Here is an 11,510-nt window from a genome sequence, read left to right as displayed (position 1 = left end):
CGCGATGTCACAGAGCTCTCAGGGTCGCCTGCTTGGGCTGGTGCTCGTCGCGTTGCAGGGTGTGATCTTCCTGGGTGTCGGGGCGTCCGCGTTTCTCGACGGGCCCACGATTCGCGGCTCGTGGTGGGCGGGCACCACGCTCGTGTTGTTGGGCGGCCTGGGCATGTTCTGGGCGGGCAAGGACCTGGGACGGGCGCTCACGCCGTTGCCCACGCCCAACGGTGCGGGACTCGCCGCAGGCGGGATCTACGGGTACGTCCGGCATCCGATGTACGCCGCGATCCTGGTGATCGCGTTGGGGCTCGCGCTCGGGTCTGGCAAGGTGTGGACCTACGCGTTCGCGCTGGTGCTCGCGGTGTTCTTCGACGCGAAGACCCGCGTCGAGGAGATGTTCCTGGTGCGCACGTATCCGGGCTATGCGGAGTACGCGGAGCGGACCGGCAAGTTCGTGCCTGGCGTCGCTCGCCGGCGTCCCTAGGTCGCTGGCTTTCTCCACAAGTTTCCCGCTCGACCTTCTGCCAGGGCGATTCGCCCGATACTGTCGGTTTCATGCGGTTCGTCCCTGGGGGTGCGGCACGATTCGCCGACGCGAAGACGGTGCTTGTCGCCTGCCTGCTCGCCATCGGCGGCGCGGGCGGCCTCGCGGGGTGCACGGGAGATCCCGCGCCCATCGTGACGGAGGCGCCCACGGTCGCGCCCTCACCCACCGAGACGTCCTCGCCCAGCCCGTCGCCCTCGGCTACCGCGCTCACCGACGAGGAGCTGCTCGCCCTCATGCCCGAGGAGGCCGCGCGCGACGACCTGTTTGGGGCGATGGCGACGGCGCAGTTCTATGCGGAGCTCTTAGGGACCATATGGTCGGGAGAAGGCGCTGACGCGTGGATCGGACTTGCAACTGAGAACTGCGGCTACTGTGCCAGCCAGACTGACAATCTCAGAGCGCTCTGGGCAGAGGGAGCCACGGCACGTGGCGGTACCGTGCACGTCGATGAGAGCCTGACCCGCGCGGCACTTGCGGAAGACGGTGCAGTGGTTGTTGAACTTACTGCCGCGGTAGATGAACTTCTGCGAGTTGACCGGGATGGGCAAAGTACCGTGGCCAATCCGGCCGTGAGTACCGAGATCATCATCACCTTGGTCCGCCCAGGCGGAGTGTGGCTCGTAGACGGTGTTCACACGGAATCAACTGAGCGATGAGTGCCGTCGTCCGAGGTGTGGGGCCACTATTCCTGGCACTCGCGATGACGGCTTCACCAGATCCGAGCCCAGGCATTGGTGTGGATGCGGGCGTCGATGACGGTGCGGCGCGGATCGACGTCATCCGCGAGTGGTTGGATGGTGGAGGCCATCCCGACGCCGCGCCCGTGACCGGACCTCCAAGGCAGTTCTGGCGCGCGCCCGCGTGTGAAGCGGGAACCCCCGTGAGTGACGTGGAGGCGTGCTCACCGCTAGTTGCAACTAGTTTCACTTGTCCGGCTGGCATGACGGCGAACCTGCCGCTGTGGATGCGCGAGCAGGATTCCGACGGCAATTGGGGGCCGTGGGTGCCGGTGACGTCTTACACCTGCCCCTCCGAGGCGGATCTCCTGGCCCTCGTCGAGCGAGAGTGGACCGAGCTCCGGCCCGAGCCGTCCCGCATCGCGCTCCAGCCCGGCGACGGTCGGGTCTACGCCACGGTGCCGACCATCGCGATGGCGGACGACTCCCCGCAACTGCATTCCGCCGTCCTTCTCGGCGCCGAGGTCGACATCCGCGCCACCCCCGCGAACTACACGTGGCACTGGGGCGACGGCGAGACCACGACCACCTCGGACCCCGGAGCCCCGCACCCTCACGCGACGGTCACGCACGCCTACGGGCGAGCGCTCGACGAGGCGACCGTGTCACTCACGACCACGTGGACGGGCGAGTATCGGGTGGCGGGCGGTGCGTGGATCGCGTTCGACACCGTGATCGACACCTCGTCGCCCGGTGTGGGCATCGAGGTGCTGCACCCGCGTGCTCGCCTGGTCGCCTCCGACAACTAGCGCTTCCCGGCGCCCCACGCACCCGCGGCCCACCGCGCGGACCCTGTGAGCATCAGTGTCGCTTCGTGCATGAAATGCGCAAGCGCGCGCGAGACACACCGCGCGTCCTCCGCGATGCCAGACCACGATCGCCGAGTGATCGAGTTGCCGACTCTCTACCGTCTCGCCACGGCGGAGGCCTGGGATCCCGACGCCGAGGAGCCGTACACCGTCTCCACGCTGGGCCGCACGCTCGACGAGGAGGGCTTCATCCACCTCAGCCTCGCATCGGCCTTCTATCAGGGCAAAGACATCGTCCTGCTTTCCCTCAATCCCCACTTGCTCAGCCCGCGCCCAGTGCGACCACGACCAGCCCCACGCCAAGCACCCCCACCACCGCATTGCCCGCGAGGGCCGTCACCCGGCGTGCGCGGCCACTCACGCGAGCGCGCACGGCGCTCCCCACGGCTACCAATGCGGCCTGCCACGCGAACGATGCCGCGGCCACTCCCGCGACGAACATGCCTGCCGTGCCGGGCGACGACCGCAGCGCCGTGAGTCCCGAGACCAACGCGGCGAAGTAGATGACCGTCGCCGGGTTGAGGAGGGTGAGGGCGAAGAACAGCCCGAACCTCCGTGTCGGGCCGCCACCCCCGGCGGATGCTCCCGCCGCCGTGTCCGGGTCGGACACCACCGCGCGCCGCACTCCCACGATCGCCAGGACCACCAGCGCCGCCCCTCCGACGAGGCGCGGCCATTCACCCAGCTGGGCCGTCACGGGCGCGACCACGCTCCCCGCGATGATCGCCGCGGTGCAGTACAGGGCATCCACCGTCGCGACGCCTAGTGCCGCGGGCAGGCCCCGCCTCACACCGCGGTCCATGCCCTCGGTGACCAGCAGCACGCCGATCGCACCCAGGGGCAGCGCGATCGCCAGGCCTGCGACGATCCCGCTCACGAATGCGATTCCGAGACTCACTCGCGCAGTCTCCCGGCCGCCCGCACGCACGGCGGAGACAATCGCAGTGACTGGGGCTAACATCGCGGTGTGGACGCCACGGACAGTAGAATTCTCGACATTCTTGTGCAGAATGGCAGGGCGCCGCACAGCGGGATCGGTCGCGAGGTGGGCCTCAGCGCGAATGCGGTCGCCGCCCGCGTCGCGCGGCTCGAAGCCGCTGGCGTGATCGTCGGCTATCACGCGCTCCTCGCCGACGACGTGGCCACGCCCGACGGCGTCGAGGCGTTCGTCGACGTGCGGCTCGCGCCCGGACGGGACTCCGACGAGTTCCTCGCGTGGGCGCGGGCGCGGCGATCCGTGCTCGACGCGGCCCACGTGACCGGGCCCTACGACTATCACCTGCACGTCCGCGTGCCGGACATGGCGGGGCTTGACCGGCTCCTGAGGTCGCTCAAGCGCGACGGGGGAGCGCTGCAGACCCAGACCTCGATCGCGCTGCGGTGACCCGCGGAGGGTGACCCGCGGAGGGTGACCCGCGGCGGGCGACCGCAGCGACCGGCCCGAGACCGCCGAGACCTACTCGACCGTGATGCGGATGATCTGGTCGTCACCCTCGCCGGGCGTGCCGCGGCCGTCGGTGTTGTTGGTGAGCACGTAGAGGCTGCCATCCGGCGCCACGGCCACGTCGCGCAGGCGGCCGAGCCCGTCGAGGATCACGTGGGGTTCTCCCGTGCCGTCGGCGGTCAACGGCACGCGCCACAGCCTCTCGCCCCTCAACGAGGCCACGTACACGGCCTCGTGCGTCGCGGCGATTCCCGACGGCGACGCATCGTCCGTCGCCCAGGTCGTGACGGGGTACGTGAGGCCATCGACCGTCGCGCCGGGCGCGGCCCCCGCTCCAGCGCCCTCCATGCCCTCGCTCGATGGCCATCCGTAGTTCGCCCCGGCCGCGATCAGGTTGAGCTCGTCCCACGTGTCCTGACCGAACTCGCTCGCGTACATGCGCCCATCGGCGACCCATGCGAGTCCCTGGACGTTGCGGTGCCCTGACGTCCACACGCGGTTGCCGCTGGGGTTGTCGGGAGCCGCGGCGCCGTCATTCTCGCCGCCGTCCGCGACGACTCGCAGGATCTTGCCGGCGCGCGAGGAGGTGTCGGGCGCGCTCTCGGTGCGCCCCGCGTCGCCCGTCGCCACGTAGAGGTAGCCGTCGGGCCCGAACGCGATGCGTCCGCCGTTGTGATTCGACGCGGCGGGGATTCCCTCCACGATCACCGTGGGCAGGCCCAGCAGGTCATCGTGGAGCTCCATGCGCACGACCGCGTTGTCCGACTCGCGCGTGACGTAGGCGTAGAGGTACGAGGGCTCTCCGGGGAGCACGGCGATGCCGAGCAGCCCGCCCTCGCCGCCTGCGTTCACCATCGAGCGCAAGGAATCGGCGCCCGGGCCGTTGAGCGACGTCGCGAAGCCGGCCCGCACGCGCTTGATGATCGCGGTATCGCGCTCGGTCACGAGCAGCGAACCGTCCGCAACCACCTCGATGTCCCACGGCGCCTCGAGGTTGGTCGTGACGACGCGCTGGTCCACGACGCTCGCTGTCGCCGCTCCGCCGATCGCGGTGGGGGTGGGAGCGGGCGTCGCCGACGCCGTGGGCGTCGATCCGCTGACGATGCGCTCGGCGCTCGGGGTGGGCTCGGAGTCCGCGCTCGACGAGCATGCTGCGAGCGCGAGCGCGAGCGGCAGGGCGCACGCGAGCGCGACGATACGGTGGCGGGCATTCATGACCTAGACAGGTTAGGCACGCCTGCCCACGGTTGTAAAAGTTGACATCCGGGAAACCACCTGCGTGTCGAGGGCTCGTCGGACCTCGCCGCGACGGGCGAGACGGTCGGGTCAGGACGGCAGCTGGCCCACCGCCACCCAGTTACCAGCGGGGTCTTGGAACCACGCCGTCGGTGGCATGGACTCGTCGCGCGCGATGCCGTCCGCGTCCGTGTACGGCAGGTCCGCGAGCGTGATGCCGCGTGCCTTCAGGTCCGCGGCCTCCGCCTCGACGTCCGCCACGGAGAGCAGCAGGACGGTGTGTGACGCGGGAACGTGATCCTCCTTGAGGTACACCAGCACGTGGGTGTCGCCGGCGAAGTCGAGGACCAGGCTGTCGTCCTCCTCCATCGAGACCGCGATGCCGAGCGTCCCTCCGTAGAACTCCTTGGCCTTCTCGATGTCGTTGGTCGAGAAGCAGGCCATTGCAGTGCTGTCGCCGAGCATGATCGGCTCCTTTCATCGGGGACTGCACCTTCAGTGTCCGCCCGAAAGGTCCGATGCGCGGGGCCTACTGAGGGGCCGATGCGGGGGCCGGGCCCAGGTCCTCGAGCGTCACCGGGCGGTCGTACCACCACCGTCGCGTGAGTGGGTAGACGAGCATGCCCATGAGCACGGCAAACGTGGCGACGATCGCGACGCGAAGGTCGCGCGTGGCGAGGACTCCGAGCGCCATGCCGGCCAGCGCGACGGCCGGCCGGGCGAGCTCGAGCACGCTGAACACCATCGAGTTCACGTTGGATCGCACCTGCCACGGCGACACGCGTGCGACCAGGAAGCTCACGAGCGCGATCACCGTGATCGGGATCCACAGCGTGAGCATGGCCTCGTTGGCGCGCATGTACAGTGCGAAGCGCTCGGGCGAGGAGAACGCGTCGAGCGCCCACACGATCGCGACGGGCGTGAGCAACACCGCGAGCGCAAGGGTGCCCCGCAGCGCGCCCTGGATCTCGATCGCGCGGTGGCGCGTGCGACCGTCGCGCCCCATGCACGCGCGGATGCCGGCGGTGCCCGCGTGCTGGAGCACCACGATCGCGAGCAGCGCGAGACCCAGGACGTCCGTCCACGCGAAGGCGTCGATGATCTCTCTCACGGCACGTCTCCCAGGTCCCTCCGCAGCCCGATGATGGGCCGCACGATCTGCTCGGGGCGCGGGTACAGGTTGGTGACCTCGTCGCAGCGGAGGTCGTACGCCGCGCCCACGCCGAGCGACGCGTGGGCGAGCAATTCCTTCGCGGTGAATGCCCTGCGCATCGACATCGAGCCGTCGTGCCTCGAAATCGGCTCACGCATGCGGGTCTGGTGGAGCACCCAGGCGCCCACGTTGGCCCACGGCCCCGGATCCACATCGAAGTGAGCGAACGCGGCCACACCCGAGCGGGCGGTCTGCGCGAAGAAGGGGGCGAGGTTGTCGCGCCCCAGATGGTGAAGCACCCCCGAGGACACCACCAGCGTGCGGTCGGGGTCCTCCATCGATAGCTCGGGGTCGAGCGCGTCGCCCACGAGGAAGCGCACGTCGATGTCCTCGAGGTGCGCGAGGCGCCGCGCGGCGTCCACGAGCAGCGCGTTGAAGTCGAGCCCCACGTACTCGACGCCGGGTCCGAGCGCGCCCGTCGCCGCGAGGATGCGCGTGTCGTAGCCGATCCCGCAGCCCAGATCGACCACCCGCACGGGCCCCTCGGCGCTCTCGCGCAGCCTCTCGACCACCGGGCGCAGCGACTGCGCCATGCGCTGGGGCACGTGAACGAACTCGCTGAGCCGCGCGAGCTCGAGGTGCACCGCCAGGAAGGCGTCGTCCACCGCGGCCTCGTCCAGCACCCCGCCGCGCACCCCGCCGCGCGCCCCTCCGCGCGTGGGCAGCGCGTCCACCAGGGCCGCGGCACGATGCTGCTCTGACGCGCGCAGGCGACCCGCGGCATCGTCCCTGAAGACCGGGAGGCGCGTGCCATCCGCCTCCGACGCCCACAGCACGTCGAGGATCTCGAGCTTGTCCGGCTGCTCCGCCATGTGGTGAACAACCGCGCGGGGCTGGGATTGCTTCCGGCCCTTCGCGTACACTGACCACACCAGCATCGACCCGGCCATCACCGGCGAGCTTGCGGAAGAACGGGCGCGAGCCTCAGTAGAACCGCACGGGCAGCCCGTCACAGCGTCCTTGAGTGGCCGTCCACCCGCGAGGGTGACCGCGGCAAGCGGGGTGGTACCGCGCATCGTCCTTGCGGACGGGGCGTCCTCGCAGCCCCGCCGCCCGCATCGACAGCCACGAGGACCGCATGACCGCCCGATACCCGCTGCACCGCACCTCCGACGTTGACACCCACGCCGAGGTCCCTCCCTCGCCGCACTTCCCCTCGATCGAAACCGACGTGCTCGCGTACTGGGAGGCGGACGGCACGTTCCAGGCGTCGATCGATCAGCGCCCCGCCCAGACCGCGGACGGCAACAACGAGTTCGTGTTCTACGACGGCCCGCCGTTCGCCAACGGCCTGCCGCACTACGGCCACCTCCTCACGGGCTACGCCAAGGACGTGGTGCCTCGCTTCGAGACGATGCGCGGCAAGCGCGTCGAGCGCAGGTTCGGCTGGGACACGCACGGGCTTCCCGCGGAACTCGAGGCGGAGCGCGTGCTGGGCATCACCGACAAGTCGCAGATCGAGGAGATGGGCATCGCGGCCTTCAACGAGGCGTGCGAGAGCTCGGTGCTGAAGTACACCAAGGAGTGGGAGGCGTACGTCACGCGCCAGGCCCGCTGGGTGGACTTCGAGAACGACTACAAGACGCTCGACGTGACGTTCATGGAGTCCGTGATCTGGGCCTTCAAGTCGCTGTACGACAAGGGCCTCGCGTACGAGGGCTTCCGCGTGCTGCCGTATTGCTGGCGCGACGAGACCCCGCTGTCGAACCACGAGCTGCGCATGGACGACGACGTCTACGCGATGCGCCAGGACCCCGCGCTCACGGTCGCGTTCCCGCTGATCGGCGGCGAGGGCGACCTCGAGAACGCCGAGCTGGTGGTGTGGACCACCACGCCGTGGACCCTGCCGTCGAACCTGGCCGCGGCCGTGGGCCCCGACATCGAGTACGTGGTGGTCGAGCCCGCGGAGGGCTCCGCGTTCGTGGGCCGCAGAATCGTGCTCGCGAAGGCTCGCGTCGCGGCGTATGCGCGCGAGCTCGGCCCGCTGGCGCCCGAGGGCGAGACGCCCGGACCCGACCACGCGCGCATCGTCGGAACCCTGCTGGGCTCGGACCTCGCGGGGATGCGCTACACGGCACCCTTCGCGAACTTTGCCGAGAACGCCAACGTGCACCAGGTGATCGCTGCAGCGTTCGTGTCGACCGAGGACGGCACGGGAATCGTGCACCTCGCGCCCGCCTTCGGTGAGGACGACATGGCGGTGTGCCAGGAGGTGGGCATCGAGCCGGTCATCCCGATCGACGCGAAGGGCCGCTTCACCGCCGAGTTCCCCCAATACGAGGGACTGCAGGTCTTCGACGCCAACCCCAAGGTGATCGCGGACCTCAAGGAGGCGGGAATCGTCCTGCGCCACGAGACCTACGACCACAGCTACCCCCACTGCTGGCGCTGCCGCAACCCGCTCATCTACCGCGCGGTGGGCTCGTGGTTCGTGCGCGTGAGCGAGTTCCGCGACCGCATGGTCGAGCTCAACGAGGGCATCACGTGGGTGCCCGAGCACATCAAGCACGGCCAGTTCGGCAAGTGGCTCGAGGGCGCGCGCGACTGGTCGATCTCGCGCAACAGGTACTTCGGCACGCCCATCCCCGTGTGGGTCTCGGACGATCCCGCGTTCCCCAGGACGGACGTCTACGGCTCGCTCGAGGAGCTCGAGCGCGACTTCGGCCGCCTCCCGCGCGACGCCAAGGGAGAGCCCAACCTGCATCGTCCCTTCATCGACGAGCTCACGCGCCCCAACCCCGACGACCCGTCCGGGCGCTCGACCATGCGCCGCATCGCGGACGTGTTCGACGTGTGGTTCGACTCGGGCTCGATGCCGTTCGCGCAGGTCCACTACCCGTTCGAGAACCACGAGTGGTTCGACGGGCACCACCCGGCCGACTTCATCGTGGAGTACATCGGGCAGACCCGCGGCTGGTTCTACGTCATGCACGTGCTCGCCACCGCGTTGTTTGACCGCCCCGCGTTCAAGACGTGCGTCTCGCACGGCATCGTGCTGGGCTCGGACGGCCGCAAGATGTCCAAGTCGCTGCAGAACTACCCGGACGTCAACGAGGTGTTCCACCGCGACGGCTCCGACGCGATGCGCTGGTTCCTCATGAGCTCGCCCATCCTGCGCGGCGGCAACCTCATCGTGACGGAGGAGGGCATCCGCGAGGGCGTCCGCCAGGTGCTGCTCCCGCTGTGGTCGACCTACTACTTCTTCACGCTCTACGCGGGCGCCGCCCGCGGGGAGAGGGAGTGCTGGGTCGCGAGGTGGACGATGCCAGGGTCGCGTCCCTGCCCGTGATGGACAGGTACGTGCTGGCCAAGACCGCGGAGCTTGTGCGCGACGTCACGGCGCAGATGGAGGAGTTCGACGTGCCCGGCGCGTCCGAGTCCCTGCGCTCCTTCATGGACCTGCTCACGAACTGGTACGTGCGCACGCAGCGCGACCGCTTCTGGGGCGAGGACGCGGACGCGTTCGACACGCTCTATACGGTGCTGGTGACGCTGTCGCGCCTGTCCGCGCCGCTGCTGCCGCTGGTCACCGAGGAGATCTACCGCGGGCTCACTGGCGAGCGGTCCGTTCACCTCACCGACTACCCGGTCGAGCGTGCCGCCTGGGCCGACGACTCGCTGGGCGCCGTCATGGATCGCGTGCGCGAGGTCGTGTCTGCGGCCCACGCGCTGCGCAAGGCGCGCCAGATCCGCGTGCGTCAGCCGCTCATGGCGCTTGAGGTCGCGGTCGCGGACCCGGAGGCGCTGCGGCCCTACGTGTCGCTCATCGCGTCGGAGCTGAACGTCAAGATGGTCGTGCTGGTCACGGAGGAGGCGTTCACGCGCGCCAACCCGGTCGAGCGCCGCCTCACCGTCAACGCGCGCGCCGCCGGCCCGCGCATCGGCAAGGACGTCCAGGCCGCGATCCGCGGGTCCAAGACCGGCGACTGGACCGAGTCCGCCTCCGGCGAGGTCGTGTCGGGCGGGATCGCCCTGGTCGAGGGGGAGTACGAGCTCGCGACGGTCATCGGCGGGGAGGGGGACGATGCCCCTGCCGCGTCGGTGCTCGCAGGCGGCGGCTTCGTGCTGCTCCACACCGACATCACGCCCGAGCTCGAGGCCGAGGGATTCGCGCGCGACCTCATCCGCTCGATCCAGGACGAGCGCAAGCACGCGGGCCTCAACGTGTCCGACCGCATCGACTTGGCGGTCACCGTGCCCGCCGAGCGCGTTGCGGCGGTCGAGGCGCACCGGGAGCTCATCGCGCGCGAGGTGCTCGCGGTGTCGGTCGCCGTGACCGAGGGAGAGCTCGCGGTCGAGGTGCGTAAGGCCTGAGCGGCTGGCCCCCTGCCCGCCCCGCGGCTCCGCCACACCGTTCCGCGGCTCCGCCACACGCCGCTCGGCGTGTCGGCGGCGTGTCGCGGCTCGAGGGCCCGCTCAGCGCGGTTCCGGAGCGCGGGCGTGTGGCGGAGCCGCGGGGGTGTGGGCGTGTGGCGGAGCCGCGGGGGTGTGGGCGTGTGGCGGAGCCGCGGGGGTGTGGGGGAACTGAGGCGAGCGCCGTGCGTCAGGGGTGCGAGAGGAGGTCCTCGTTGACCGTCGCGGTCAGCGCGGCGTCGATGGGGAGCTCGCGCCTGTCGAGCTCGCGCACCGGCCGCATGAGCTGCACCGAATCCGTGAGCCACACCGAGTCGGCCTCGGTGAGCTCCTCGATGTGCACGTCCCGGTACTCGCACGCGAATCCGTGCGCCTCGAGCGATGCGAAGGCCGCGCGCTGCGCGGTGCCGTGGAGCAGGCCGCCCTCGACGGCGGGAGTGACGACGCGCTGGCCCACCCTGACGAGCACGCTCGAGCGCGGGGCCTCGAGCACATAGCCGTCCGTCGTGACGAGGATTGCGTCTTTGGCCCCGCGCGCGTGAGCGTGGCGCAGCGCCGCCATGTTGACGGCATACGACAGTGTCTTGGCCCCGGCGAGCAGCCACGGCGCCTGCTCGCCTACGCCGCGCGGGTAGCCGCGGTTGAGAACCACTGCCGAGACTCCCTCGGCGCGGTCGTGTGAGACATCGGGAAAGGGTTCCGCGAGCACGAAGCCCGTGGGGCGTCCCGGCGGAGGCGCGTGTTCCTCGCCGCGGGTGTAGACGATCTTGCACATTGCGGTGGCCGGAGGCTCCGCGAAGTCCGCCAGCAGGGCGTGCGCCGCGGTGGCCACGGCCTCGCGAAAGACTCCCAGATCGGGCGTGGGGAGGTCGAGCATGGCCGCGGACTGAGCGAGCCGCTCGAGGTGCGGCTCAAGGTCGTGGAGGCGGCCCCCGTGAATGCCGACCGTTTCGAAGACCCCGTCGCCCCTGAGGAGCCCCGAATCGGTCGCGCGCACCGCGGGGAGTCGGGGTCGACCAGTCGCGATGGGGCGCCGGGCATGCCCGCTGCCGGGGCTCCACAGATGACGAGTGCGGACATGGTGACCTCCTCGCATCACCGTAGCCCGCCTCGTCGCGCGGGGCCTCCCGAGAGCGCTTCCCGCCGGCGCGCCTGGACCGCGCGGCGTGTCGCGCAT

At 70.3% G+C, this 11,510-nt stretch carries 10 protein-coding genes and 1 pseudogene; 5 read left to right on the top strand and 6 right to left on the bottom strand.

All coding sequences use genetic code 11. The features are described from left to right. The first annotated feature begins 4 nt into the window (after positions 1 to 4). From QUE44_RS06185 to QUE44_RS06175, 3 genes are all read left to right on the top strand, one after another. Complete coding sequence (locus QUE44_RS06185) at positions 5 to 478, top strand: methyltransferase family protein (protein ID WP_286216477.1); 474 nt, start codon at positions 5 to 7, stop codon at positions 476 to 478. Between the two features lie 71 nt (positions 479 to 549). Further along, the gene (locus QUE44_RS06180) at positions 550 to 1,197 is read left to right on the top strand and encodes a hypothetical protein (protein ID WP_286216476.1); all 648 of its coding nucleotides are present in this window, start codon (positions 550 to 552) and stop codon (positions 1,195 to 1,197) included. A gap of 284 nt (positions 1,198 to 1,481) precedes the next feature. Further along, positions 1,482 to 2,027: a hypothetical protein gene (locus tag QUE44_RS06175; protein ID WP_286216475.1), complete on the top strand. Its 546-nt coding sequence runs from the start codon at positions 1,482 to 1,484 to the stop codon at positions 2,025 to 2,027. Positions 2,028 to 2,349: 322 nt separating this feature from the next. Here QUE44_RS06175 and QUE44_RS06170 read toward each other — a convergent pair whose 3' ends face one another. Continuing rightward, positions 2,350 to 2,985 (bottom strand): LysE family translocator, encoded by a 636-nt coding sequence (locus QUE44_RS06170; RefSeq protein WP_286216474.1) that lies wholly within the window; start codon positions 2,983 to 2,985, stop codon positions 2,350 to 2,352. A gap of 69 nt (positions 2,986 to 3,054) precedes the next feature. Between QUE44_RS06170 and QUE44_RS06165 the strand changes: the two genes are divergently transcribed. After that, the gene (locus tag QUE44_RS06165; RefSeq protein ID WP_286216473.1) at positions 3,055 to 3,471 is read left to right on the top strand and encodes an Lrp/AsnC family transcriptional regulator; all 417 of its coding nucleotides are present in this window, start codon (positions 3,055 to 3,057) and stop codon (positions 3,469 to 3,471) included. A 72-nt stretch (positions 3,472 to 3,543) separates the two neighbouring features. Here the strand turns inward: QUE44_RS06165 and QUE44_RS06160 are convergent, their stop codons facing one another. The 4 genes from QUE44_RS06160 to QUE44_RS06145 all read right to left on the bottom strand — a co-directional run bounded on the left by QUE44_RS06160 (position 3,544) and on the right by QUE44_RS06145 (position 6,792). Continuing rightward, positions 3,544 to 4,746 carry a PQQ-dependent sugar dehydrogenase gene (locus QUE44_RS06160; protein ID WP_286216472.1) on the bottom strand — a complete coding sequence of 401 codons (1,203 nt, stop codon included), beginning with the start codon at positions 4,744 to 4,746 and terminating at the stop codon, positions 3,544 to 3,546. A gap of 111 nt (positions 4,747 to 4,857) precedes the next feature. Continuing rightward, positions 4,858 to 5,232 (bottom strand): VOC family protein, encoded by a 375-nt coding sequence (locus tag QUE44_RS06155; protein WP_286216471.1) that lies wholly within the window; start codon positions 5,230 to 5,232, stop codon positions 4,858 to 4,860. Between the two features lie 64 nt (positions 5,233 to 5,296). Then, positions 5,297 to 5,878, bottom strand: a complete 582-nt coding sequence (locus QUE44_RS06150) for a hypothetical protein (protein ID WP_286216470.1) — start codon at positions 5,876 to 5,878, stop codon at positions 5,297 to 5,299. Then, positions 5,875 to 6,792, bottom strand: coding sequence for a class I SAM-dependent methyltransferase (locus QUE44_RS06145; RefSeq protein WP_286216469.1), 918 nt, complete (start codon positions 6,790 to 6,792; stop codon positions 5,875 to 5,877). The genes QUE44_RS06150 and QUE44_RS06145 overlap by 4 nt, the downstream gene beginning before the upstream one ends. A gap of 266 nt (positions 6,793 to 7,058) precedes the next feature. Between QUE44_RS06145 and ileS the strand changes: the two are divergent. Beyond that, positions 7,059 to 10,294: pseudogene (gene ileS / locus QUE44_RS06140) on the top strand (isoleucine--tRNA ligase). A gap of 229 nt (positions 10,295 to 10,523) precedes the next feature. Here ileS and QUE44_RS06135 read toward each other — a convergent pair. Continuing rightward, positions 10,524 to 11,330 carry an aminotransferase class IV gene (locus tag QUE44_RS06135; protein ID WP_286216468.1) on the bottom strand — a complete coding sequence of 269 codons (807 nt, stop codon included), beginning with the start codon at positions 11,328 to 11,330 and terminating at the stop codon, positions 10,524 to 10,526. Positions 11,331 to 11,510 lie beyond the last annotated feature (180 nt).

The organism is Demequina sediminis (assembly GCF_030296675.1).
Lineage (GTDB): Bacteria > Actinomycetota > Actinomycetes > Actinomycetales > Demequinaceae > Demequina > Demequina sediminis.
This window is presented reverse-complemented; position numbering and strand designations above follow the sequence as displayed.

Excerpts from the sequence above, each read along its gene's own strand:
- QUE44_RS06155 (WP_286216471.1), bottom strand. The coding sequence starts at position 5,232 with ATGCTCGGCGACAGCACTGCAATGGCCTGCTTCTCGACCAACGACATC.
- QUE44_RS06175 (WP_286216475.1), top strand. The coding sequence starts at position 1,482 with ATGACGGCGAACCTGCCGCTGTGGATGCGCGAGCAGGATTCCGACGGC.
- QUE44_RS06185 (WP_286216477.1), top strand. The coding sequence starts at position 5 with ATGTCACAGAGCTCTCAGGGTCGCCTGCTTGGGCTGGTGCTCGTCGCG.
- QUE44_RS06160 (WP_286216472.1), bottom strand. The coding sequence starts at position 4,746 with ATGAATGCCCGCCACCGTATCGTCGCGCTCGCGTGCGCCCTGCCGCTC.
- QUE44_RS06180 (WP_286216476.1), top strand. The coding sequence starts at position 550 with ATGCGGTTCGTCCCTGGGGGTGCGGCACGATTCGCCGACGCGAAGACG.
- QUE44_RS06145 (WP_286216469.1), bottom strand. The coding sequence starts at position 6,792 with ATGGCGGAGCAGCCGGACAAGCTCGAGATCCTCGACGTGCTGTGGGCG.